Source organism: Rurimicrobium arvi (assembly GCF_039540495.1).
GTDB classification, from domain to species: domain Bacteria; phylum Bacteroidota; class Bacteroidia; order Chitinophagales; family Chitinophagaceae; genus Rurimicrobium; species Rurimicrobium arvi.
Map to the genome: position 1 here is coordinate 20,001 of NZ_BAABEZ010000014.1, position 26,261 is coordinate 46,261.

Here is a 26,261-nt window from a genome sequence, read left to right on the forward strand (position 1 = left end):
TTCGATTTACTCACTGTTGGCGTGCAAATATATTCCATTTTCTCCCAAATGATTCCAGGCAAACTCAATACGCAGTTTCAGATCATAGGCGGTGATAATATCCACGCCCACACCAGCAGAATACAAAACGCGGTTCGCAAATGTATTGGATGCCGGTACATTATTGTTGGCAGCATACCCCGCATCAAAAAATACTTTAGGATAAATCCAGAGTGGAATTTCCGGCAGGTACCGGAATCCCAGTTTGCGGAATCGCTTATGCACCAGCTCATACTTCAGGTTGCAGCGCACAATACCAAAATGCTGTGCCTCCACAACGTAGTATTCGTAACCCCTGACCACATTGGATTTATATCCGAGCCCGGAGGCGAGTGCATAGGGCTGTGCGCCACCAAAATTAGTCCGCCCGCGTACGATCAGCGAAGCGAGCAAATCGTGGGGTAAACGCTTAAAATAACCAAATTCAACGGCAGCCAATATTTGCTGCTGCTGCATCCCCTCCTGGCCATAACGCGCATTCAGCATCGATACCAGCTTCACTCCCTTGCGCGGATAGTTCCAGTTGTCGACCCCGTTGTATTCAAAACGGTATGCCAGTTCCGCATAACGGAGATTGCGGGAGCCGCCTTCAAAGTAAGCCGGATTGAGTTGCACAACCGAATCGCCGACTTCCGTACTGTTGAGTCCCAGCGAGACAATATGGCGTATCGCGTATGCGGGCCGGTAGATCCAGGATACGGCAGCATAGCTGTTGCGGTAGATAAACCGGTCTGCTTCGTGCGCAAACAGCAGTTTGTTATCAACGGTAGCATAGGCCAGTTCGCGACTCCGGGAATAACCTCCCGACAATGCGATACCGTGTTTTTGTTTGCGATCAAGATAAGGGAATGTGTAAGTACCTGTGAGCTGCTGGGTATAACCTGCGTGCACACTCAATGTAAGACGATCCAGATTGCCGGTAACATTTTTATGTTGAACGTAAATGCCCAGATTGATCCGGTCCAATGCATGATGCTGCTCCTCCCACCATACATTGAAGTTGCGGTCGGCCAGCTGCAGATCTGCCTGGGGAAGCAGGAACCATTGCTCCTTCAGGCGTATCAGCAAAGAGTAATATCCGGGATCGGAAGTATCGGCCTGTACTTCGATAGCTGAGAACAGGTTGAGATTATACAAACGCTGGTAAGCCAAACGGCATAGGAACGGAATGGAATCCGCAGCGATCGTTTGCCCTTCCGGAAGATTGATCTCCCGCAGAATAACATAAGTGCGTGTATGCTTATTCCCTTCAACAGAAACCGACTGCAGAACCCGGCGGGGTGTGCCGGCTGTGGCAGGTTCCTGCGCATTCGCGAAGGACATAATGGTACAAACCAGTAAGTACAGCAAAAGAGTGCGCTTCCCGGCAGGCAATTTCCCGGTGAATGTCTGCAGGTGACTTACCATTCATATTCGCGCTCTACCCTGTTCTTCAATCGTCGGACGAGATTGTAGGTTGCAGGGCAATAAGCCAGGTTTTGGATAAAAGTATCATTATAATTGTCGAACGGCTTTTTATGGTGATGCGGGAATTCAGCGCAGTCGACAGGACGTACTTCATAAATGCTGCATTTATTATCTGCCTGTAAAAACTGACAGGGTTGCGTAACATTTACCCAGTCTCCGGCGTCAGGCTCTTTATACAGCCACTTAGCCTTGAATTCTTTAGGCGTCATTTGCAGGTGGGCGGAAATGCGGATGATGTCCTCCTTCGTGAAGGTAGGAGTCATTGTCTTGCAACAATTGGCGCAGGAAAGGCAATCCGTTTCTGCCCAGGCCTTTTTATCTTCTTCAGCCACAAGTTCCGGCATTTCTTCCGGAACAATATCATCCAGCTTTTTCAGGAAAGCGGTCAGTTCAAGGTGTTCGGAAGCAAGCCTCCGTTTGAATTGTGGAAATTTCATTTAGTTATGGTTGGAACGCCCGAGAGGATTTTGCAGTAGTTCGTTGAATTCTTTCATGATGGTGTCGACGATCTCCCCTGCCGGACGGATATCTCCGATCAATGCACTCACCTGCCCTATTTCAAGTTCACCTTCTTCCATATCTCCGTTCAGCATACCCTGCTTGGCCCTGCCTCTGCCCAGCATTGCTTCAAGTGCTTCGGTAGACGCTCCATTTTTTTCGGCATCCTGTATACGTTCTGCGAAAGGATTGTGCAGCAGCCGTACCGGCGTGAGCTTCTTGATGCTGAGCATCGTGTCTCCTTCCTTCGCTTTTACGATCGCTTCTTTAAATGCTTCGTGAGAAGATGCTTCCGGTGTTGCTACAAACCTGCTGCCGATCTGTACACCATCCGCACCGAGAATCATTGTTGCCAGCATCGTACGGGCATCATAAATACCACCGGCTGCAATCAGGGGAATAGTGAGCTGCTTGCGCACAGCGGGGATCAGGCAAAGCGTTGTCGTTTCCTCACGACCGTTATGACCACCCGCTTCAAAGCCTTCGGCCACAACTGCATCGCAGCCTGCGTCCTGGCACTTCAATGCAAATTTGGCGCTGGAAACAACGTGTACTACCGTAATACCTTTTTCCTTGAGCCAATGCGTCCATGTTTTGGGATTGCCTGCAGAGGTAAATACGATCGGCACCTTTTTTTCAACGATGATCTGCATGATCTCATCAATATTCGGATACAGCAGCGGTACATTCACCCCGAAAGGTTTCTGCGTTGCCGCTTTGCATTTACGGATATGTTCGCGCAGGACATCGGGATACATACTGCCCGCTCCGATCAAACCCAGTCCGCCTGCATTTGATACTGCAGCTGCGAGGCGCCAACCACTGGCCCATATCATACCTGCCTGGATAATCGGATATTGAATACCCAGCAATTGTGTTATTCTGTTTGAAAACATGTAAGAGAATTAGGGATTCTTAACAGATGCAATAGTGAACATCTGCACGTAATTATCGGCGATCGCTGAAGAAGTCGGGCTGGTAGAAGTGATGATACCAACCGCTGAAAAGCCCGGGAAACCAGGTGCCGCAAACCAGGTGTTCAGATTGGCATTCAGCTGCACATTCGTTTCCTTATTATTTGCCACAATTGCATTTGTGGAAAGTGGCAAAGTCACTTTGCGTATACCGTAATACGGTTTTGAGAAACCGGCAATGTGATAAATGAGCGGGAAACCGTTGCTCTGCAGCGTACCTTCCATCTTGGCCATAATGTAACCTGTTTTCCAGGTCCAGAACATACCATAGTCGGGGCTAAGATCTCCCGTCTGCGCGCCGCTTACGTTCCGGGCGCTATCCACTCCTATCAGGAATTCCATGGCAACATAATTACCTGACGGCATCTGCGAAATGGAAAAACTAAGTGAAGACGGTTCTTCTGCCCGTACCAGGTGATAACTCTCTTTCTCGGCAAACCTGTTTCCGGATGCATCAACGAACACAACATTGCTGATATAATAATTGAACGTCCGAACCGAATATTCGTCTCCATCAGGTGCAGTGTAAGGTTCTGTCCGGTTCAGTACCAGATCCTGCGAATCTACCTTATTGTGAAAACTGACTTTCATCGTACCTGCTCCCACAGAGTCTATAGGCGTGTTCGATACCGGATTTTCGGGCAGCGCTTTTTTTCTGCAGGAAGCAAGAGCCAGCGCCATAAGCGCAAAAGAAAACAACTTTTTCATAACAAGGTTTTGATTCAGATCATCCAAAAATACAAACAAGCCCAGTAAAAGCGGGGTCTTTTTTCGAAATGTATCCATATTAATCGCCAACCCGGGAGTAACTTTGCAGCCATGCATTACCTGAGCGTCGAAAATCTGAGTAAGTCCTTCGGGATCAGACCCCTGTTTAGCAATATCAGCTTTCATATCAATGAGGGAGATAAAATTGCCCTTATCGCCCGCAACGGGAGCGGTAAATCCACATTACTGAAAATCCTTTCCGGTCTGGACCAGCCCGACAGCGGAAAGGTGTGGGTACATAAAGACGTGAACGTAGCTCTGTTTGAACAGGATCCCAGGTTCGACGAAGAAAAAACCGTGGCAGAAAACATTTTTCATGCGGACCATCCGGTTGCCAAAGCAATCGCAGCGTATGAAATGGCATTGGAACAGGGAGACGCAGGAGCGGAAGCACTCGCAGTTGCGCTGATGAAAATGGACGAATTAAGTGCCTGGGATTTTGAAGCGAAAGTGAAACAGATATTGGGCAAACTGAATATTCATCAGCTGAATCAACCTGTGGGCACACTTTCCGGAGGTCAGCGTAAGCGCGTCGCGCTCGCCCAGACGCTTATAGATATCGGATTCGAACACCGCCATATCCTGCTGATTATGGACGAACCCACCAACCATCTGGATGTGGAAATGGTGGAATGGCTCGAATACTACCTGAACCAGGAAAAAATCACACTGCTGCTCGTAACGCACGACCGTTATTTCCTGGATGCCGTGTGTACGGAAATATGGGAACTGGATGGCAGCAATCTCTACGTCTATAAAGGCGATTATGAACGCTATATGGAACAGAAGGCCGCCCGCATCGAAAGTGAGCAGGCGAGCATCGACAAGGCAAAGAACCTGTACCGCAAAGAACTGGAGTGGATGCGCAAGCAGCCAAAAGCCCGCACCACCAAATCCAAAAGCAGGCAGGATAATTTTTATGATGTAGAGGCAAAAGCAAAACAAAAGATAACGGATACCCGGGTGAGCCTTCAGATGAAAATGAACCGGCTCGGAGGAAAGATCGCAGAGATGAAAAAGGTATATCAGTCTTTCGGTGATAAAGTGATCCTGAAAGGCTTTGACTATACTTTCAGTAAAGGCGAGCGACTGGGTGTGATCGGGAAGAACGGTGCAGGCAAATCCACATTCCTACAATTGCTGCAGGGGCATATGCAACCGGACTCCGGTAAGATCAATATCGGAGATACGGTGGTCTTCGGGAATTTTTCCCAGCAGGGACTCGAGTTTAAAGAGGACATGCGTGTAATCGAATTTGTCAGGAACATTGCAGAAAATTTCCCGCTGGCCCAGGGCGGAACGCTCAGCGCAGCACAATTCCTGGAATTGTTTCTGTTCGGTCCTGAACAGCAATATACTTATCTGTCTAAATTAAGCGGCGGGGAAAAGAAGCGACTTCAGCTGCTTACCGTGCTGTTCCGCAATCCGAATTTCCTGATACTCGATGAGCCGACGAATGACCTCGATCTTCCGACCCTGGGAGTACTCGAAAGTTTTCTTTCCGATTATCCGGGATGCCTCCTGATCGTTTCCCACGACCGGTATTTTATGGACCGGCTCGTAGACCACCTGCTGGTATTTGAAGGCGACGGAAAAATATCCGACTTTCCCGGAAACTACAGCGATTACCGGATATGGGAACGCATAAAGGAGCGGGAAGGGCAGGTGCAGCAAAAGGCTGTTGCGGAAACAATTCCCACCGAAACCCAAACGACCGCTCAACGCCCTGCTGTAAAAAAGAAATTGTCATACAAAGAACAAAAAGAGCTGGAACAGATAGAGCGCGAAATGCCCTTGCTGGAAAAAGAGAAAGAAGAAATTGCACAGAAAATGAGCAGTACCACCGGCTACGACGAGCTGCAGAAACTAAGTTTGCGCGCCCAGGAAATCAGCGACACACTTGATATCTATGAGTTGCGCTGGCTCGAGCTTAATGACTAAGGATTAACAATCCGGCAGAGTCTAAAAACATTATATTTGGATAAAGAAATATCAAACTTATGAAACCCTCTCCTATAATGCTGTTGCTGTCTGCCCTCGCGCTAAGCACCGCTTCCTGCAGCAGGAAAGACGATACTTCCGCGGGCAAAGGCGGCAATGCGACATTGGTATGTGCTCCGGCCCATCACGGCGTTTATAAGAATATCACTAACGCAAAGGTGTATATCAAGTACAATGCTCAGGACAAACCGGCAGGCTATGATGATTCTGCAACCTGCGTATGGACCGACGGTAAGCCTACGGCAACCTTCAGCGGACTGAAAACAGGAAATTATTATCTGTATTCCAATGGTTATGACACCACCATTAACTCCGTTGTGGAAGGAGGGATCAGCTACCAGATAAAGACAGAAACCAATCAGACCGTCACAATCCCCGTTACAGAAGGGGATTAATAAGGACAGCATGTTGCGATGTGCATAACATGTGAATTTCTTTATAGCGTCATAGTGATTGGAAATGCGGCACTGATTGCCTTTTTAATAACTTTGAGTAAAACCGGTTTATATGTACGACGACGATAACATGGACGAAGAGCGCAGACCGATAGAAGTATTGATCGAGCGATATGAACAAATAAAAAACGGCGATGGTGCCGGTATGATGGACGAAGAGGATTATGAACGCATCATCGAATATTTTTTCCAGAACAGTAACGACGCAGAGGCATTGCTTGCCTGCGACATTGCGGCCACTTACTACCCTTTTTCCAGCGCCATTCTGCTCTTAAAAGCTGAAATCCTTACCCAGACTCAAAAGTACGGCCAGGCACTCAATACACTCGATGATCTTGAGAAATATGACAACGCCAATCTGGGAGCTGTACTGTTGAAATCAGACATATTACTGAGCCAGTCGAAATATGAGTTTGCAGCCTCCTACCTTGCGGAAAGTGCGGAAAAATTCGAGGGGAAAGATAAAATTGAAATACTGCTTGAGCTGGCCGATGTATACGACGAATGCGAATCATTTGAAGAAGTGTACCGGACACTGAAACAGGTGCTGAAACTGGACTCGCGGAATGAAGAGGCGTTGCAGAAAATCAGCTTCTGGGCCGAGTTTACGGAACAACTCGAAGATTGTGTACAATTGCATCTCCAGCTCACACAGGAAGATCCGTACAGCACGCTTGCCTGGTTTAACCTGGGCGCCTGCTACCAGGGATTGAAAAAATATGAAGATGCTATAGATGCTTATCAGTATTGTGTGGCAATCGATGAAAAATTCGAATTTGCCTACCGCAACCTGGCAGACGCCTACATGCGGCTGAAGCAATATGATAATGCACTCGAGGTATTACAAAAGCACCTGGAAATAGGTAAGCCCGAAGATGTAATCTTTGAAGCGATGGGCTATTGCTGGGAAAAACAGAAAAATTTTTCCCTGGCACGGCATTATTACCGGCAGGCATCTAAGCTGAGTCCGGAGGATGATGTGATTTTCTTTAAGATCGGAGAGACCTACTCACGTGAGAAAGACTGGGAAAAAGCGATGAAAGCCTATTCGGTTGCATTGAACATCAACAAGGAAAATGCAACTTATTGCCTCGCAATCGGAAACTGCCTGATGGAAATGAATGTTCCGAACGAAGCACTGCTGTGCTACGTAAACGCAGTTCGCCTGAAACCGAATGTAAAAACCACCTGGATCGCGTTGATACGTGGCCTGTTTTTCGCAGGTCACTTCGAAGAAGCACTCACACAACTGGAAGTGGCAAAAAGTAATTGCGGCGACAAACCCGATTTTTACTATCTCCAGGCGGCGGTATTATTCGAAATCGGGAAAACCAAGGAAGCTCTGGTGCAGCTTGAAAACGGTTTGTCCGGCAGTATCTCCAGGCTGAAACTGTTCACGCAACTGAACCCGGATTTTATCAAGCGGAACGCCGTGGCGGAATTGATTTCCCGTTATAAGAAGAAATAATAAAGCGATGCGCTTCACAGCATACTTCAATGAATGCCTGTCTGTAACCGGACAGGCATTTTTGTTTGGTTTACAGCATAGTATTTGCTTCAAAACCTTACATTTGCTAAATGGCGTACATCCTAATAATTTGTTAATATCCTTAAAACCCACAAAGTACCCAACCTTTTTCCACATCGCTTCGTCTTTTCTATTGTATGATTTTTTTAAAACCCTAAATCAAATTGCCTATAGAAATATCATACACACAAGCACCTGAACCTGAAGATCTTACCGCCATTATTGCCCGATGTGCATGTAATGACCGGGGAGCTCAGGAAAAGTTGTACAAAATGTTTCAGCCGAAGATGTTGTCCATGGCCATTCGCTACATGAACGACCGCTCTATGGCTGAGGATGTTGTGAATATGGGATTTCTGAAGTGCTTTCAAAAAATTGACAAGTATACCTTTCAGGGGTCTTTTGAAGGATGGTTGCGAAAAATTGTATTACGTACCGCGCTGGATACGCTCAGAAGCAATGAACGGTACAATGAAAAAGTAATATTTGTTGAAAAAGAACAGCTTATAGAGAAAGACCATGGAGACCGGATGTATTACGATCAGTTGATACAACTCGTAAATACATTACCGAAAACAACCAGATTAGTATTCAATTTAAGTGTTATGGAAGGAATGCAGCATAAGGAGATAGCGGAAGAATTAGGAATAAGTGAAGGGACTTCCAAATGGCATTTGAGTGAGGGACGGAGAATTCTCAAAGAGAAAATTGAAAAATTGAATTTACACCATTAAAAATGTACTGCCTTAATGAGTAAGGAGATGATGAACATAGATGATTTCGTGCGGGAAAGGCTCGGGATGCATTCCGAAAAGGAAGATCCCAATGCCTGGCTCAAAATGAAAGCATTATTGGATGAGGAGATGCCTGAGCGGGCGGTACCGTTCTACTTCAGGCTAAGAAAGCCCTTGGCATTCATGGGCGTGGCACTGCTTTTAGGCGCACTTTGTGTGGGCGGATATGAAGTAAGCGGACTACGCTCACGCAGAGCTGGCAGCCCCGGAGGTTCGGCAGAAATGTCTTCATCGGTAAGATCTGCAGCAAGCGGAAACGGAATAGCACCTGCTGCTTCTCAAAATAATAATAATAATAGTACTACAGCCCCTGTTAACAGCCCCATCACACCATCTGCGGACGAAAACCGCATTGCGGATGCAGGTAATCCCACCCGCTCCACCAATGCCCACACCAACGTCGGCAACCATTTGCCGGTGTCACCAGATCATCACAGACAACCTGATCACGCTAAAAACAAAGAGGCTCATTCAGCCCCTGTAAACCCTACCCCTGAACACAATACAGTAACAGCGTCTGCTCAACCGGATGGTGTAGTTGCAGACAACACGCTCCGGAAAATCAGACAGGCAATTGATCTGGCAAAGCAATCCGGAGCAGCAACAACCACAGAAAAGCAAAGTACGGCAGCTACTGCCGAATCATATGCAAACAGCGATGCTCCCGGAGCTGTTACCGGAAAACAAATTGCAAAGCAAACTACTGCGGCGGCCCACAACAAGCGGCACCCTGCCGGAAATATTGCACAGGCCGGAAAACCCACGACTGCTTCCGGATCGGACAAACCGGTTCAACCGAACAGCTCAGTTCTTCCTGAAGCTGATAACGCATCAGCGCAGGATGCACGCCGTCGCGACTCCATGAACACCCTGAGCGTTGTGAACAAACCGGTAATGACAGATCGCAGATCCAAAACCGTCTCCTTTGTAACCGACACAGTACAGGAATCGAAAATTGCGCTGCCGGAAACACCATCGACAGCTGCCGAAAATAAAGGATATGCAATCGGCAACACTGAAGCTACACCTGATAAAAAAGAACTGAAACAGGCCGAAAAAGAAAGTAAAAAAGTCAACAAAACTTTGTCTCAGACAGAAGCAAAGCATCAGGCTGACGTATTTAACGGTGCTACTCCTAAAGGACTGTCGACTGCTGACAACACAGTTGCTGCATCTGCTCAGAATACAACGGTGAGCGGAAAACGGAAAAATGCTATTGCTAAATTCATAGAGCAGCTGGATATACCGGGCAAAGCGGAAGAAGCCAAACGCAGCGTTCGCAACGCTGACTATTATTTCGGATTCTCTGCGGGCGGCAACTATTCGCTCTCATCAGCCAATGAATTCAAAGGATTCCAGTTCGGCCCCACAGGCGAAATCGTATTCAACAAACGTTGGAGCTTCTTTGCAGCATTGCGTTATTTTAACCGGAGCGGCGCAAACCATCAGGTAAATGACAATTACTCGAAAGAGGTTTCGAGCAACGTCGCCGACAGTATACGCGGAGCGAATTATTATTTCACCATATTCAACGATTCCACATCACGGCACTTTACATTCTCTACTGTGCAAAGCCTGGAATTGCCGCTTACTTTCCGCTATGCGATCCGGAATTTTTACCTGATGACCGGGATGAACGTGGTATTTACGCTTCCCGTAAACGTAGAACTGTACGAGAAAAATGAAGGAGTGCAAAGCTCCCGTGTGATAGCCACAAACAGCACCAACAAACCGATACTTGAAGAAAACAGCGGTACCTATTCCACTAAGGACTTTAAAGGCCGCCTGGGACTTGGCTATATCGTTGGAGCAGGATATCGTTTTGCGCCTGCCTGGCACGCAGACCTGCAACTGACAAATACCTTCTGGGATGCATCCGGTCAGGCAACAGCAAAAGAAGTATCGAAAAACTTCTTCCGTATCCCGTCTGTGCAGTTATCCATTGGCTTCCAGTTCAACAGAGGCAGCAAACGCACGACATTCGGGCCGACGGATAACCAGACACGATAGTTTATTCTTGTTTTTGTATAAAGGTTGAAGAGGCGGAGCAGGTAGCGATACCTGCTTTGTCTTTTTAATATCTTGCAGATAGATATGCAATCTGCTATTTCGGCGAAGCGCATGTCAGAAAAAAACACCACTTTTACGGTATGGTCACAGTAAGAAACCTGGTCAGGAGATTTGGTGCATTAAGTGTCGTGAACGACGTGTCGCTTGATATAGCAAAAGGAGAGCTGGTGGCAATCACCGGCGCATCGGGAGCCGGGAAGAGTACATTGCTGCATCTGATGGGCGCGCTGGACAGCCCGGATGGTGGTACCGTACGCATTAATGGAGTCGATGTGTTCGGCTTATCCGCAAAAAAGCAGGCAAAGTTCAGGAATGAGCAACTGGGGTTTGTATTCCAGTTTCACCATCTGCTGCCGGAATTTACGGCTATAGAAAACGTGGCCATGCCGGTATGGATAGCCGGAAAATCCAGACAGGAAGGATTGGATCGCGCTCAGGAGCTACTGGAGCTTGTGGGATTAGGTGCGCGTACCAAACATAAACCTTCAGCGTTATCCGGAGGGGAGCAGCAACGGGTGGCGATTGCACGGGCGCTGGCCAATAAGCCTGCTGTGATCATGGCAGACGAGCCTACGGGAAACCTGGACAGCGCCAATGCAGAAGCTGTACACAACCTTTTCGTCGATTTACAGCGGCAATTGGGTCAGACCTTCATTTTAGTGACCCATAATACGGGTCTGGCTGCTATGGCCGACCGTCATCTGGAAATGCGTGACGGCAGGATCGTTTCCGAAAGCCGCGATAGAGGCGCATAAGAGTTACCGATTGTTTTTAAAGAAAGATGGAAAAATCCTTTTTGAATACGCCAAAAAGTATATTTTTGCACTCATAAATTTTAAATGCACAAGCTATGTCTGAAATTGCAAACCGCGTAAAGAAAATTATCGTTGACAAATTAGGAGTTGACGAATCAGAAGTAAACAACGAGGCCAGCTTCACCAACGATCTCGGCGCAGATTCTTTGGATACAGTTGAGCTGATCATGGAGTTCGAAAAAGAATTCAACATTTCTATTCCTGATGAACAAGCTGAAACTATTACCACTGTAGGTCAGGCAGTTTCATATCTGGAAGAACACGTAAAGTAATTTAACCCCCTCTTTTTTTATTTGATGAAGTTTCCGTTTAAACGAGTAGTCGTTACCGGTATCGGTGCCCTTACTCCATTGGGCAATAATGTACCTGCATATTGGGAAAACCTGGTCAATGGTGTATCGGGCTCCGATTTCATCAAGCAATTCGATGCCTCTAAATTCAAGACTCGTTTTGCTTGTGAGTTGAAAAATTTCAACCCTGAAGATTATTTCGAACGTAAAGAAGCCCGGAAACTCGATCGCTTCACTCAGATCGCAATGGTTGCGACCGATGAAGCGGTTAAAATGGCTGGTCTGGATACGGCAGACGTCGACAAAAACCGTATTGGCGTGATCTTCGGATCCGGTATCGGCGGGATGATCACCTTCATTGAAGAAATGAAGAATTTCGCATCCGGAGACGGAACCCCACGCTTCAATCCTTTCTTTATTCCCAAGCTTATTCTCGACATTGCTGCCGGTCATATTTCCATGAAATACGGCTTCCGCGGTCCGAATTTTGCCACAGTAAGCGCCTGCGCCACCTCCACAAACGCCCTGATCGACGCTTTTACCTATGTACGCATCGGTAAAGCAGACGCGATCATCTGCGGCGGTTCTGAAGCGGTGGTTACGGAAGCCGGAATCGGCGGATTCAATGCAATGAAAGCGCTCAGCGAACGCAACGATGATCCTAAAACAGCCAGCCGCCCCTTTGATGTGGATCGTGACGGGTTTGTACTGGGAGAAGGAGCGGGAGCGATCGTTGTTGAAGAATACGAACATGCGAAGCGCCGCGGCGCAACCATCCTTGCCGAAATTGCAGGCGGTGGTATGAGCGCCGACGCCTATCATCTGACAGCACCTCATCCGGAGGGGCTCGGAGTGATCAATGTGATGCGCAATGCACTGGAAGATGCGGATATGCAGGCTTCTGATATCGACTACATCAACGTTCACGGTACATCCACGCCACTCGGCGACGTAGCGGAGATCGGCGCGATCCTGAATGTCTTCGGAGAGCATACTTACAACATGAACATCAGCTCTACAAAATCCATGACGGGTCACCTCCTGGGAGCCGCCGGAGCTATTGAAGCAGTTGCCAGTATCAAAGCGGTGATGCACGACATCATCCCTCCTACCATCAACCTGTTCAACCTGGATCCTCAAATCGACAGCCGGCTGAATCTCACCCCAAATGTGGCACAAAAACGCACCGTACGTGCTGCGGTTTCCAACACATTCGGATTCGGTGGACACAACGCCTCTGTAATTTTCAAAAAAATCCAAGACTAAACGTTTGTGCGGCGGGTACTTACACGGTTAAAGAATCTGTTTCTCCCCGATAAAGAACTGTCTGCCCAACTCGAACACCTGCTGGGGTTCAAACCCAAGCATCTGCCGTATTATCAGCTGGCCTTGCTGCACCGCAGTAAGAACGATGAACTTGCGCGCAATAACGAGCGGTTGGAATTCCTCGGAGATGCCTACCTGGGCGCAATTGTGGCAGAATACCTGTTCAAAAAGTACCCCACACAGTCGGAAGGCTATCTGACGGAAATGCGCTCGCGTATCGTACGCCGCGAAACCCTGAACAATGTAGCGAACCGAATGGGCCTTCAGAAGCTTGTACAGTACAATACACAGGACAGGGGCATCGAACGCAGTCACATCTTCGGTAATGCGCTGGAAGCGCTTGTAGGGGCCGTTTATCTCGATCAGGGGTATACACGCACCCGCACCTTTGTGATCAAGCAGTTCCTCCACGCGTATGTAGACGTGGAAATGATGGCCAGCACAGACACCAACTACAAAAACCAACTCCTGAACTGGGCTCAGACCAACCGGCAGAGCCTCAGCTTCGAACTCATGACCGATAAACGGGAGGGTGCCCGGCGCATGTTTACGGTAGGAATCTTCCTCAATGACGCATTATTTTGCGAGGGAACGGCTTACAGCAAAAAAGAAGCCGGCCAGGTGGCTGCACGTAAAGCGCTGGAACTTATTGCCGGCAACCATTAATATCCGAAAACAATCAATTTTTATTGCGCAGGTAATATATCGATCACTCTCATCTGGAGTGCGGTATTGCCGTTAAATTCATTTTCGTCGAGCGTAAACACGATGTCAAACGGGCCTGCCTGTGTGTATGAGAATTTATCCGCAAGGCGGAATCCGATTCCCTCCATAATAATCCCCCTGCGGTTATGTACGCTGAAACGGATATGCTGGTCCTTTACAATGCGCGTTCCGTTCTGATAGTCCCATACATGCCTCACGCGAAAAACCGGACGCATATTGGTGGGGCCGAAAGGTGCGAATTGTTTGAGGATATTATAAAAAGCGGGCTTTATGTCCTCCAGCAGAATATCCGCATCTATCGCGATTTCGGGCGTCAGCAGGCGTCTGTCGATACGGCGCGAAACCACTTCTTCAAAGCGCTGTACAAACTCTCCGTATTTACCGTCTTTAAGCGTAACACCGGCGGCGTAGAAGTGTCCTCCGAAATTCTCCAGCAGATCGGCACACTCGCACAATGCTTCGTATACATTGAACCCCTGTACAGACCGGGCAGAGCCCGATATCTTTCCGCTGCTGCCGGTAAGTATAATCGTGGGACGGTAGCAATAATCAAGCAACCGGCTCGCGACAATGCCCACCACTCCTTTATGCCAGTTTTCGCGGTATAAAACGGTGGAAACCTTACGCGGGAGCAAGGGATCGCCTTCGAGAATACCCATCGCTTCTTCCGTTATCGCTTTATCCACTTCCTTACGCTCGTCGTTATCAGAGATCAATTCCCCTGCAAGCGCATAAATTTTCCCGGGATCCTGTTCAATGAACATGTCCACAGCTTTGCGGGCATCATCCATACGCCCGGCGGCATTTATCTTCGGACCGATAGCAAAAACCAGATCCGACAGGCAGATCCGTTTACTGAGTCCCGATATATCTTTCAGGGTTTTGATCGAAAGGCTCGGATTATCGTTTGCGTTCGACAAACCGAAATAAGCCAGGAGCCGGTTTTCGCCGTCTACCGGAACGATATCTGCCGCAATGCTTGTTGCAACAAGATCCAGGTATTGGTATACCGTGGAATTATCAAGTTTCCATGCAGTCGCCAGCGCGCTGATGAGCTTAAAGCCGATCCCGCATCCGGAAAGTTCTTTGTAAGGGTAAAGACAATCTTCCTGTTTCGGATTCAGGATCGCGTAAGCGGGGGGAATCTGCGCTCCGGGGGTATGGTGGTCGCAGACGATCACATCCACGCCCTTAGACTGCGCATATGCAATCAGGTCTACCGATTTGATCCCGCAATCCAGCGTGATCATCAGCGTATATCCGTTATCAATCGCAAAGTCAACACCCTGCTTCGAAATACCGTATCCTTCCCGGTAACGGTGCGGGATATAGTAAGATACATTGGTGCCTTCACGCTGTCGGAGGAAAGAGTACATCACAGCCACGGCAGTGGTTCCATCCACATCGTAGTCTCCGTAAACAAGAATACGTTCGTGCCACTCCACAGCCTCAGTTATCCGCGCAACTGCCTTATCCATTCCTTTCATCAGAAAAGGATCGTGCAGCATACCCAGCTCCGGACGGAAAAAGCGTCTGGCGGCTTCGTAGTCATCGATGCCGCGCAACACAAGCAGACGGCACAGAACGGGATGGATCTGCAATGCCTGATGCAGATCATCCACCTTGCGGGAATCGGCAGGTTTCAGTACCCAGCGTCTATTTACGAGCGGCAGGGCCAAAGTCCAGGTCTTTTACGGAAGTGTGGTATGCAGCAACCCAATCCTTCAACTGATCACCAAAAGCGGCGGTCTCAAAAATGGTTTTAAGGTTGGGGACATTCATTACGCGCTCCAGAAGTGCATCCTGGGCCTTGATACATTTCATCACCGTATCATAGGGTGTATGACTGAAGGAGACCATTTCATAAATGGAGATAAACTGTTCGGGGAACATTTTACCCAATTCTTTTTCCAATCGCTTTCTTTCCAGGAACACAGGATCTGCAACTTTATCGCGCATCTCCACGAAGTTCATGATCGCCAGTTCGCCGACTGCATCACCGTTACATTTACGCTTTTGCTCGTACGCACCTAATATTTTTTCCCAGTCGTCACCGTACTCGTCCATCAAGCCGAGCAACACCGTACAATCTTCGAAACCGGCGTTCATACCTTGTCCGTAGAAAGGCACAATCGCGTGTGCTGCATCTCCGATCAATGCGCTTTTATCACCCATATGCCATGGGAAGATGCGGGTAGTGATCAGAGAAGCTGTAGGGTTGTTCCGGAAATCTTCCAGCAGTGTAGGCATCAGCTCTACTGCATCCGGAAAATTCTTCAGGAAGAACGCCTGTACGTCGGCATCCGATTTCAATGCCGCAAACGAAGCTTCCGCCCCTTCAAACGGAAAGAAAAGCGTGCAGGTGAAACTTCCGTCGGTATTAGGCAAAGCTATCAGCATGTAATTATGCCGCGGCCAGATATGCAATGCTTCTTTTGCAAGGCGGAATCCACCGTCTTCCGCCGGCGGAATAGTAAGTTCTTTGTAACCATGCGCAAGATAAAACTGCGAAGCATCCACGCGGTCTGCAGTAACATAGCCGCTGCGCAATGCAGAGAATGCGCCATCCGCACCAAACAGCAGATCGGCCTGTACTTTCACTTCTTTATCCTCATGCTGGAAAGTCAGTTCGTTGGTATGCACATTCACGTGCGTACAGCGATGATCGAAGAATATAGTTGCCCCCGCTTCTTCTGCAACGGTCATCAGTTTCTTATTAAGCTCACCGCGACTGACAGAATAAATTGCTTCGTTGTTTTTACCATATTGCTGGTAAGCAGCACTTCCGTCGGGCATGTGCAGGCTGCGTCCGAACATCGGGATAGCGATCGGTTCTATCGCCTCTTTGATACCGGCAATTTCCAGCGCATTCCATCCACGCACACTCACAGCAAGGTTGATCGACCGACCGGCTGCGATACGTGCGCTGCGCATATCAGGACGACGTTCGTATATCGTGACTTTATAACCTTTTTTGCTGAGAATCACTGCGAGCAGCGAGCCAACGAGGCCGGCTCCCAGGATGGTGACAGATCTGGACATATCATTTGATTTTTGCGGAACAAAAGTAACAGACTATTTGCAAAAGAGGGAATGAATCGAAAAATATAGATATGATGTTTACGAACTTACGGAAACGCCATTTTTAACCATATTATCAGCGGCTTTAATAAAATGCGGATTACCTTTGCATCTCCTATTGTAAACAATATAATTTTATGCATAACGGACACTTTCATTACCATCAACCCGTAAACGAACCGGTACTTTCCTATGCTCCCGGAAGCCGCGAACGCAAAGCGTTGCAGGAAGCCCTGAAAACACTGAAAAGCAAAACCCATGATATCCCGATGTACATCGGTGGCCAGGAAGTGCGCAGCAATAAAACATTTACGCTGCGTGCACCTCATGAGACCGCTCATGAGATCGGACAGTTCCACGTAAGTGACAGAAGTCATATCAATCAGGCTATCGAAGCAGCGCTTGCAGCGCGTGAACGTTGGGCCAACACCTCATGGGAACACCGCGCTTCCATCTTTATGAAAGCTGCAGAATTGCTTGCTACCAAATACCGTTTTGTGATGAATGCGGCAACGATGCTCGGACAAAGCAAGAATGCGTTCCAGGCAGAGATCGACAGTGCCTGTGAACTCATCGACTTCCTGCGCTTCAATGTGCATTTCCTGTCCAATATTTACAGCGAGCAACCGATATCTCCGCAAGGCTTCAACAACCGTATCGAATACCGTCCGCTGGAAGGTTTCGTGGTGGCGATCACACCTTTTAACTTCACAGCTATCGGCGGAAACCTTCCGACAGCTCCGGCGATGTGCGGTAATGTAGTCGTATGGAAACCGGCCAATACGCAGGTGCTTGCCGCTTCTATTTTCATGCAGATATTGATCGAAGCAGGATTGCCTGCAGGTGTGATCAACCTGATCTATCCTTCCGGAAGCGAAATCGGTGACGTATGTTTCAATCATGCGGATTTTTCCGGCATTCACTTTACCGGATCTACGGGCGTGTTTCAGCAGATATGGAGCACAATCGGAGCGAACATCGGCAAATACAAAACGTATCCGCGTATTGTAGGCGAAACAGGTGGAAAAGACTTTGTATTTGCACACCCTACCGCCAACGCGGATGCCGTGGTGGCGAATCTGGTGCGTGGCGCATTCGAATATCAGGGACAAAAATGCTCTGCCGCCTCACGCGCTTACATACCTTCCAATCTCGCGGAAGAAATCAAATCGAAACTGATTGCAGAGATCAAAACCCTGAAAATGGGTCCTGTGGATGATTTCACCAATTTTGTAAATGCGGTGATCGACGAAAAATCGTTCGACAAACTGGCATCTTATATCGACAATGTCAAAAACAGCAATGGTGCAGCCAAAATTATTGCCGGCGGCGGCTACGATAAATCCAAAGGCTGGTTTATAGAGCCTACTGTTATTGAGGCATCCGATCCGAAATATGTAACCATGTGCGAAGAGTTGTTCGGACCCGTCCTGAGCCTCCACGTGTATGAGGCAGACCAATGGGAGGCAACACTGAAAGTGGTGGATGAAACCTCCCCTTACGCACTTACCGGTGCTATTTTTGCACAGGACCGCTACGCACTTGAGGCCATGACGCAGAAACTCACGAATGCTGCAGGTAATTTCTACATCAATGACAAACCGACCGGCGCTGTGGTAGGACAACAGCCATTCGGTGGCGCGCGTGCATCCGGAACGAATGATAAAGCCGGTGCTCCGCTGAATCTCTATCGCTGGCTGAGCTTCCGTACGATCAAGGAAACGTATGTACCGGTAACAGATTACCGTTATCCGTTTCATCAGGCAGATTAGTTTTAACACAGCCTGAACGAAATATGAACTAATTTACAGTATTATCAAATCTGATTCAATCAATGAGTACACACAATTTTTCGGATTACCGCGTGGAGGAAACAACGATCAACGTTGGTAAAACAGCGTCTGCGACGTATATGTCTCAGGTGTTCCTGTGGATGTTCGCTGCGCTTGGAATTTCCGCAGTCTTCGCATTTCTTTTCGCTTCGTCCCCTTCTTTGCTGAGTGCGCTGGTGCATTTCAATCCGGCTACGGGCCGTGGCGGGCTCAGTATCCTGGGCTGGGCGGTGATGCTTGCTCCGATCGGCTTCGTTATGATGATGAGCTTCGCTTTTCAGCGCCTGTCTTATGGAGCCCTCGTGGCATTGTTTCTCGCATACTCTGCTATCAACGGAATCAGCTTCAGCTTCATATTGCTCCAGTTTACTGCGGGTTCGGTTATTTCCTGCTTCCTTTCCGCAGCAGTAATGTTCGGGGTGATGGCAGTAATGGGCTATACAACGAAGAAAGACCTTACTTCATTCGGCCGCATTCTTTCAATGGGTCTGATAGGCATCCTTGTTGCTATGGTGATCAATTTCTTCATGCATAGCAGCGGATTGGACTACCTGATCAGTATTGTAGGCGTGGGTGTGTTTGTAGGGCTTACCGCATGGGACGTACAGAAACTGAAGAACATCGGCACCGGTGTGGAATACGGAGAGATTTCCGCTTACGACGGTAAAAAGATCGGGATCCTGGGCGCGTTGACGCTTTACCTCGACTTCATCAACATCTTCCTGTTCCTGCTTCGTTTATTCGGTTCACGCAGAGATTAAACAATCGCATTTTCAAACAATAATCTAAAAGGCCGCCGTTGGGCGGCTTTTTTATTGCCTTTACCACGTGTGGCTCCATTTTTGGTATAAAAACATTATTTTGAGAAGAATGAACGATTGAAAGGCTTGAGGACACTATGACTATGCGGCGATTCCTGTTACTACTATCACTATTACTCCTTATTTTTTTCCGGCATACCACTGCGTTTGCCCAGAGAAAGAATACCGGCTTAAAATCGCTTGATGAGCAGGCGGCCGAGATACTCGCGCGACCGGAAATCAAAGCGGAAAGAGAAAGGCTCCGGTTATTTACGGATTCCCTGCTCCGGCGCAACGAACATTCCGACAGTAGTATTGCTGCTGCGAAACATCTGAAACACATAAAGGGAATCATCCGTGATTTCAATACCGGTGAAGGTATCCCATTTGCACAGCTGCTGTTCCCGCATAGTGCGGAAGGCATTGCCACAGAGCTTAACGGAAGCTTCGACTGGCTGCCGGCTTCTATCCCCAACGACAGTTTGCGCATCAGTGCTTTGGGTTATAAAACATTGTTCCGGCGTATTGATACAAGCGGTGAGGAAATTATCCTGTCTTTTGAATTATCCCGCTCCGACAATCTGCTCAGGGAAGTGATTATACGACCGGGAGAAGACCCCGCTATCGCGCTTGTCAAAAAAGTGATCCGCAGCAAACCTCAAAACAATCCGGACAAGTATATCAACTATAAATACGAGTTGTACAATAAGCTCGAACTGGATCTGGTAAGAATGACACGCGAACAGTTCCAGAAAATTCCGATGATGAAACCTTTTGCGTTTATCTTCAACAACGTGGATTCTTTCTCGGAAGAAACGCCTTTTCTTCCCTTGTTCCTCACGGAAACTTTATCGGATTACTATTTTCAGCGCAATCCGAAAAAGAACAAAGAGATCGTGAAAGCGAGCGAAGTAAAGGGTGTCAACAATGAAAGCGTAACGCAGTTCCTCGGAGGCATGTACCAGCAGATCAACCTGTACAATAACTTCATCGATGTGTTCGGCAGGCAGTTCGTAAGTCCGGTAAATAATAATGCTCCGTTTTATTACCGTTACCAGATCAGGGACACCCAATACGCTTACGGATACCGGCTGATTCTCGTGCAGTTTGAACCCAGGCGCGATGCAGAGAACTGTTTCGTCGGCGATATGTGGATTGCAGATTCTGTTTATGCATTGCAGCGCGTGAGCCTGGATGTTTCTAAAAACGCCAACCTGAACCTGGTGAACCGCGTGAGCCTGTACCAGGAATTTGCGCCGGTGGGAGATACGCTCTGGTTCAATGTGAAGGATAAATTCATTGCAGATTTTACGGTGCCTTACGGTGGTAAAAAAATGCCCGGATTTATTGGCCGCAAAACCACCTCTTACAAAAACATCCTGCTGAATGACAGCAGTGTCGCGGAATTCGTAAACGACAAAAAACTGAAACAGGATGTGATCGTACTGGAAGACGCAAGGGAAAAAAGTGCGCAATACTGGGCATCCGCAAGACATGATTCGCTGGATAAAAATGAGAAGGCCATCTATGCCACGATCGACACTTTGAATGCCATGCCGATCTTCAACCGCACAAAAAACTTTATCCTGTTTCTCACGAAGGGTACGCAGAACTTCGGGCCTTTTGAGTTCGGCCCTTATTGGTCGGTATATAACAACAACCCGATCGAGGGAAATCGCTTCCGCTTTTCCATGGGAACCAATCCCAAATTATTCAGGGATATTTACCTCAACGGGTACCTCGCGTATGGTACCGCAGATAAACGATTTAAATACAAACTGGCAGGCTTGTGGCTCATCAACAGACACCCGAGAGAGCGGCTGTATGTATCCTATACATCAGATCTGGATCGCAGCATCAGCTACTATTCGGAAGCCGCTACAGACAACTTCCTGAGTAATATGCTGCGCAAACGTTACCTTCCGTTTAAACTCGCGTTTGTAAAAGATCTGCGTGCCGAGTATTACAAAGAATATTTCAATGGATTCAGCCATGAGCTGAGTTTGCTGCGTAAAGACTTTAATCCTTACGATCCGTTGCCCTCAGCCGGTATATTTCAGGACAATAATGGTCAGACGATTGATCATGTGACCAATACGGAAGTAGGTATCCGGTTGCGGTTTGCCTACAAAGAGAAATTCCTTGAAGGAGATTACTACCGACTGAGCCTGGGCAGTAAATACCCCATCGTATCGCTCCGGTATGCAGTAGGGCTTAAAGGCGTGCTGGGCAGCGACTACGGATACCACAAACTCACCATGAATGTTTCAGACATCCTGCATCTGCCGCATCTGGGAACGATTTCCTACAACTTTTTTGCCGGTAAACATTTCGGAGTGCTGCCGTACCCGCTGCTGGAAGTGCATCCGGGCAACGACTATTATTACTACAGTCCTTATGCATTCAGCATGATGAACCGGTTTGAATTCCTGAGCGACACGTATGCCGGATTTATGTTCGAGCACAATATCGGCAGCGGTTTATTTGGCTACGTTCCTCTGTTGAAGCGTGTAAAGCTGCGCCAGTTCTGGACCCTGAAAAGTGCGATCGGCTCACTCTCGCCAGAAAACAAGGCGTTGAATCTGAATAAAGGGTTTGAATTCAAAACCCTGCAATCTTCTCCGTACGTGGAAATAGGTACGGGTGTCGATAATATATTCCAGCTGTTCCGGATCGACTTCGTATGGCGTGTGGCGCCACATCCGCTTGCAAACGAGCCTCTGGAAAACAGGTTTGGTATCTTCGGAAGCTTCCGCGTCGGCTTTTAATATGCCCCTATGTTAGATGGTCCCTGATCATCCAGATTGGACCCGTACAAAGGAGCCATGCCGGCATTCTTCGCAGGAGATCCGTCTTTCAGACGATAGTTCCATTTGTCGGTATCGTCAAACAACGGGTCGGTGTTGAAAATACAATTCAGGAAGGTGACGGCCGTGTTATAGCTCTTGGCTTTGACCAGGCAATTTTCAATTTGTACGTCAAATGCAGTAATGCCGGCATTCTTGTTATTGCAGATCAATTCATCATCGAGCGAACCATAGATGATACAATTGCGCATCCGCGCTTTCAGATCACCGGGAATAAAACCTGTATTGCTGGTATCAAGATAATTCAGGAGACTTACGACAGGAGCGTCGGAATGCGTCACCCAGCGGCTGCCATAGTTTACAAATGTGCACTGACTGAAGTCGACGTTGCCCCCCTGATACACACCAATGTTCTGCGAACCGCAGGTAGTAATAAGTGAATTCAGCATTTTCACTTTACCGCCGAATGTCAGCAGGCCATAACCAAAAGCGTTTTGAATAGAGCAGTTCTCAATAAGAACGCCGTCGGCGGGATCGGAAACCAATGTATTATTGTCTACCTGGATAGCTGCCGGCTGCACATAAGCTGTAGTGCCGTTTGAAAAAGTAAGAGAGGTGGAAGCTCCGCCGTTCTTGATAATGGCCCAGCGCAACCGATTGTTCTTACTGTCACTTGTAAAGTAGAGTCCGCCCCATTCCCCGGGAAGATCCAGGTAAGAGAAATAAGACCTGTCGATACGGTCGCTCTGAAAGACCACACTGTCATTCTTGGTACCGTTGATGATCAGCGACCCTTCAATGAACAGACGGGAGTTGGGGTGAACATAAATGCGCGTGCCGGCTTCCACCGTCAGCACGCTGCCCTTCGTTACGTTGGGATTGTTCAGTATCACGTAAGGAAGCCGATTGTCCCATGTCTCCGTACCAATGGTGTCGTATACGTAACGGGCATTCTGACCGAACGCGACAACGGGCACTGTAAAGTCTTTTCCATTGAGCGTGGCAATGAGTTTATCTTCTACAAGAAAGGGAGACAGATCTGAATTGGGATCTATAGTCACCGTGCTGTATACATACATGCTATCGTGCGCTGCCAGGCGCTGTTGGGTGACTTCATTGCCGGAGATACCGTTTACATTCAGATGAAACGGAGAAGTGCTTCCCTTTTCCAGCCGCACAGAACTTACGGTTACCGGCTGATCCTGGTCGTTGTATAATTTGATCTTATAGGTGGCGCTGCCTACTGAGGTGAATACGGTATCGAAGAGCAAGGTATCCGCCGAAAAACGCAAAGCTCCGCCGTCTGTCAGCAAAGCCTTTTTCTTACAGCCGGAAAGCGCAACTCCGGCGATGAAAGCGAGCATTAATACAAACAAACTGTTTCTGAGTATGATCATGGTAATAGTAGTATCGGACTGCACCGTTTCGTGCGAAATTACACTTTTTGCCGCGCGCATCACTACAAAACGTTCTTTAGAGGATTTTCGTATATGATCGTTTTGAGTACCTTTGCATCAAACAAAACATATATGAAACACACTTTACGCGCTACACTCACCCTGCTGGCCATCGGCCTTTTTACCCTCAGTTCCTGTAATAAGCTGAAGGATCTTGCCAAAGTGACGCTGAACATCCAGAACGAGGACGGTGAATTTGATATTCCGGCTACCAGCAGCCTGATCGATATCGTGATTGAATCCAACGATGTATACCTGAACCTGGACAGCCTGATCTCTGCCCAAAACAGTAAAGTAAGTTCCAAAAACGTAAAGGAAGTACACATCAAATCCTGCCAGCTGAAATTAACCAACGGAACTGCAGACAATAATTTTTCTGCCCTGCAATCCTGCAAACTGGAAGTAAAATCCAATGTGAATACTACCTACACAGCACTTGCCCAGGTGGATAATAACCCGGACAGTACAGCTTATGTATTGAATCTGCCGGTGAACGACCAACTGGAACTGAAAGATTACTTTCTGAGTGCAAACACATTTTCTTACCGCATCAGCGGCAAAACAAGAAAACCTGTGACTGCTCCGCTGCATTGCCAGATAATTGTGAACTACTCGTTGGTTGCAGGTTTGTAAGCAATACAGACAATAATAGCATATTAAGGCTGTCTTCACCATAAGGCAGCCTTTTTTATAAACTACGCAGTTCAAACAGACAGCAATCGCGCCACGAAGTTTTCCCAGGAGTATTTTTGCTTCTCGAGAATAAGGGAAGCGTGCATTACAGAGTGATCCGGTAATTGCAGGAACCGGTCGATGGCGGTTGCGATGGATTCCGGTGTGGGATCGGCAACAAAACCTACCCTGCCATCGGGAACATTTTCGGCGAGCCCGCCAACATTCGTCACAACCATCGGCTTTTCGAAATGATAGGCTATCTGCGTAATGCCACTCTGTGTGGCAGTTCTGTAAGGTTGCACAATCAGGTCTGCCGCACAGAAGTAATAGCGCACCTGATCGTTTGGAATAAACTCCGTGAACAAATGCACGCGGCCTTCCAATCCTTTCGACCGGATTATATCAGTGTAAAAAGAGGCATCGCCATAAAATTCCCCGGCTACAATCAGATCGGTCTTACCCCCTCTGATACGCGGATCATCCAATGCTTCCAGCAACAAATCGAGTCCCTTATACTTCCGGATAAATCCGAAGAACAGGAGGTAGTTCCGTTCTTCAGGCAAACGCAGCTTTATCAGTGCCTCACTACGGGTTACCGGCGCACCGTAATTGTCATACAGCGGATGCGGCGTATACAATGCCGGCTTATCCGTAAACTGCTTTAAGTCCTGCAGCACGTCTTTACTCATGGTGAGAAACGCATCACAGGGTTTTAAGAAGTACTTCGTGAACTGCATATCTCCCGGTCGCTGTTCGTGCGGAATCACATTGTCCGTGATCGCGACAATACGGGTATGACCGTTACCGCGTACCCGTCTGAGAATTGTGCCGAGGCAAGGCCCCATAAATGGGAGCCAATACCGCACAATGACAAGGTCCGGCCGCTCATTTCTGATCTTATTACCCCAGTATATCCAGTTGAACGGATTGATTGAATTGATCACACTCCTGATAGTGAGTCCGGCAGGTGCAGGCTCGTCTGTAAACTGGGATTTGCCCGGGAACAGAAAAGAAGGATACTGAAGGGAAAAAGAATAGATCGTCACCTGGTGTCCCTGTTCCTGCAGCGCATAAGCCATGCGTTCGTTGAACGTGGCGATGCCACCGCCTCTCAGGGGATGTGCCGATCCGAGTATGATGATGTTCATGGTTGCTTGCTTATGGTACCGGAGCGGAAATCGCGCTGGGCTTTTTCGAAATCCGAAGGTATGCCAATATCGATAAAATAGGTATCGGCACGATAACCGGCCAGCCGCCTGAGCGGTACTGAAGGCTCGAGGTATTCCTTTTCAAAAGAAAATACGCCATCCTTTGTCTTCGCAAGGAAACTGGTTCTCTCAATAATGTATACACCACCGTTGATCAGTCCGCTTTCGCGAAAAGCCTTTTCATGGAAAGCAGTGATCAGCTGCTGATCGTCGATCGTTACGGCGCCATAGCGATCGAAATCCTCCATAGGTTTTAACGCCAGCGTCACTTCGGCATGCCGCGTCTCATGAAACCTCAGCATTTCCGAGAGATCCACCTGGAACATTGTATCCCCATTGATCACCGCTACATTAGCTTCACGCGCTTCGTTCATGGCCAGCCGGATTCCTCCGCCTGTCCCGAGCGGTTCTTTTTCTATGACGAAATCAATTATCAAGGGGAAAGTCCTGAGACCGGGATGCCCGGTGATCACTTCGTGCATATAGCCAAGCGATAGTATTACGCGGGAGCATTTTTGTGCCACAAGATAGTCGAGAAGATAAAACAGGAAGGGCTTCCCTGCAACTTCGGCCATACATTTGGGCTGTGCGCCGATCACACTGCGTAAGCGTGTTCCCAGACCTCCCGCTAAAATGATACACTCCATAAT

General features: G+C 48.0%; 22 protein-coding genes. 13 read left to right on the forward strand and 9 right to left on the reverse strand.

The genetic code is table 11. From position 1 onward, the window contains the following. Positions 1-6: 6 nt before the first annotated feature. From ABD846_RS05435 to ABD846_RS05450, 4 genes are all read right to left on the reverse strand, one after another. Entirely contained in the window at positions 7-1,362 is a 1,356-nt protein-coding gene (locus ABD846_RS05435; RefSeq protein ID WP_344823538.1) for a BamA/TamA family outer membrane protein, read from the reverse strand. 77 nt (positions 1,363-1,439) lie between these two features. Beyond that, complete coding sequence (locus ABD846_RS05440; RefSeq protein ID WP_344823541.1) at positions 1,440-1,943, reverse strand: YkgJ family cysteine cluster protein; 504 nt, start codon at positions 1,941-1,943, stop codon at positions 1,440-1,442. Beyond that, entirely contained in the window at positions 1,944-2,900 is a 957-nt protein-coding gene (locus tag ABD846_RS05445; RefSeq protein WP_344823544.1) for an NAD(P)H-dependent flavin oxidoreductase, read from the reverse strand. Positions 2,901-2,909: 9 nt separating this feature from the next. Beyond that, positions 2,910-3,686, reverse strand: coding sequence for an MbnP family protein (locus tag ABD846_RS05450; protein WP_344823547.1), 777 nt, complete (start codon positions 3,684-3,686; stop codon positions 2,910-2,912). A 111-nt stretch (positions 3,687-3,797) separates the two neighbouring features. Here ABD846_RS05450 and ABD846_RS05455 point away from each other — a divergent pair, with 111 nt between their 5' ends. From ABD846_RS05455 to rnc, 9 genes are all read left to right on the forward strand, one after another. Further along, the gene (locus ABD846_RS05455; protein ID WP_344823550.1) at positions 3,798-5,687 is read left to right on the forward strand and encodes an ABC-F family ATP-binding cassette domain-containing protein; all 1,890 of its coding nucleotides are present in this window, start codon (positions 3,798-3,800) and stop codon (positions 5,685-5,687) included. A gap of 59 nt (positions 5,688-5,746) precedes the next feature. Beyond that, positions 5,747-6,142, forward strand: coding sequence for a hypothetical protein (locus tag ABD846_RS05460; protein WP_344823554.1), 396 nt, complete (start codon positions 5,747-5,749; stop codon positions 6,140-6,142). A gap of 112 nt (positions 6,143-6,254) precedes the next feature. Continuing rightward, positions 6,255-7,670 (forward strand): tetratricopeptide repeat protein, encoded by a 1,416-nt coding sequence (locus ABD846_RS05465; protein WP_344823557.1) that lies wholly within the window; start codon positions 6,255-6,257, stop codon positions 7,668-7,670. Positions 7,671-7,894: 224 nt separating this feature from the next. Beyond that, positions 7,895-8,464, forward strand: coding sequence for an RNA polymerase sigma factor (locus ABD846_RS05470; RefSeq protein ID WP_344823560.1), 570 nt, complete (start codon positions 7,895-7,897; stop codon positions 8,462-8,464). Between the two features lie 15 nt (positions 8,465-8,479). Then, complete coding sequence (locus ABD846_RS05475) at positions 8,480-10,534, forward strand: hypothetical protein (protein ID WP_344823563.1); 2,055 nt, start codon at positions 8,480-8,482, stop codon at positions 10,532-10,534. Positions 10,535-10,674: 140 nt separating this feature from the next. Then, the gene (locus ABD846_RS05480; protein ID WP_344823566.1) at positions 10,675-11,349 is read left to right on the forward strand and encodes an ABC transporter ATP-binding protein; all 675 of its coding nucleotides are present in this window, start codon (positions 10,675-10,677) and stop codon (positions 11,347-11,349) included. A 95-nt stretch (positions 11,350-11,444) separates the two neighbouring features. Further along, a complete protein-coding gene (locus tag ABD846_RS05485; protein ID WP_344823569.1) occupies positions 11,445-11,681 on the forward strand; it encodes an acyl carrier protein in 237 nt (78 codons plus the stop codon). Between the two features lie 24 nt (positions 11,682-11,705). After that, positions 11,706-12,965: a beta-ketoacyl-ACP synthase II gene (gene fabF / locus ABD846_RS05490; protein WP_344823572.1), complete on the forward strand. Its 1,260-nt coding sequence runs from the start codon at positions 11,706-11,708 to the stop codon at positions 12,963-12,965. A gap of 6 nt (positions 12,966-12,971) precedes the next feature. After that, positions 12,972-13,691 carry a ribonuclease III gene (rnc, locus tag ABD846_RS05495; protein ID WP_344823575.1) on the forward strand — a complete coding sequence of 240 codons (720 nt, stop codon included), beginning with the start codon at positions 12,972-12,974 and terminating at the stop codon, positions 13,689-13,691. A 20-nt stretch (positions 13,692-13,711) separates the two neighbouring features. On the opposite strand, the gene recJ is transcribed toward rnc, so the two are convergent. Beyond that, on the reverse strand, positions 13,712-15,430 hold the full coding sequence (recJ, locus tag ABD846_RS05500) for a single-stranded-DNA-specific exonuclease RecJ (protein ID WP_344823578.1): 1,719 nt from the start codon (positions 15,428-15,430) through the stop codon (positions 13,712-13,714). Next, the gene (locus ABD846_RS05505; protein ID WP_344823581.1) at positions 15,408-16,793 is read right to left on the reverse strand and encodes an FAD-dependent oxidoreductase; all 1,386 of its coding nucleotides are present in this window, start codon (positions 16,791-16,793) and stop codon (positions 15,408-15,410) included. The genes recJ and ABD846_RS05505 overlap by 23 nt, the downstream gene beginning before the upstream one ends. Before the next feature lie 176 nt (positions 16,794-16,969). Between ABD846_RS05505 and pruA the strand changes: the two genes are divergently transcribed. From pruA to ABD846_RS05520, 3 genes are all read left to right on the forward strand, one after another. Next, entirely contained in the window at positions 16,970-18,604 is a 1,635-nt protein-coding gene (pruA, locus tag ABD846_RS05510) for an L-glutamate gamma-semialdehyde dehydrogenase (RefSeq protein ID WP_344823584.1), read from the forward strand. 62 nt (positions 18,605-18,666) lie between these two features. After that, positions 18,667-19,425, forward strand: coding sequence for a Bax inhibitor-1/YccA family protein (locus ABD846_RS05515; protein ID WP_344823587.1), 759 nt, complete (start codon positions 18,667-18,669; stop codon positions 19,423-19,425). Between the two features lie 143 nt (positions 19,426-19,568). Beyond that, the gene (locus ABD846_RS05520; RefSeq protein WP_344823590.1) at positions 19,569-22,232 is read left to right on the forward strand and encodes a DUF5686 family protein; all 2,664 of its coding nucleotides are present in this window, start codon (positions 19,569-19,571) and stop codon (positions 22,230-22,232) included. Here ABD846_RS05520 and ABD846_RS05525 read toward each other — a convergent pair. Beyond that, positions 22,229-23,728 (reverse strand): hypothetical protein, encoded by a 1,500-nt coding sequence (locus tag ABD846_RS05525; protein WP_344823593.1) that lies wholly within the window; start codon positions 23,726-23,728, stop codon positions 22,229-22,231. The two genes, ABD846_RS05520 and ABD846_RS05525, sit on opposite strands and share 4 nt — an antisense overlap. A 72-nt stretch (positions 23,729-23,800) precedes the next feature. Here ABD846_RS05525 and ABD846_RS05530 point away from each other — a divergent pair, with 72 nt between their 5' ends. Next, positions 23,801-24,361: a hypothetical protein gene (locus tag ABD846_RS05530; RefSeq protein ID WP_344823596.1), complete on the forward strand. Its 561-nt coding sequence runs from the start codon at positions 23,801-23,803 to the stop codon at positions 24,359-24,361. A gap of 71 nt (positions 24,362-24,432) precedes the next feature. Here the strand turns inward: ABD846_RS05530 and ABD846_RS05535 are convergent, their stop codons facing one another. Beyond that, complete coding sequence (locus tag ABD846_RS05535) at positions 24,433-25,551, reverse strand: glycosyltransferase (protein WP_344823599.1); 1,119 nt, start codon at positions 25,549-25,551, stop codon at positions 24,433-24,435. Beyond that, a complete protein-coding gene (locus ABD846_RS05540) occupies positions 25,548-26,258 on the reverse strand; it encodes a nucleotidyltransferase family protein (protein WP_344823602.1) in 711 nt (236 codons plus the stop codon). The genes ABD846_RS05535 and ABD846_RS05540 overlap by 4 nt, the downstream gene beginning before the upstream one ends. Positions 26,259-26,261: the final 3 nt, after the last annotated feature.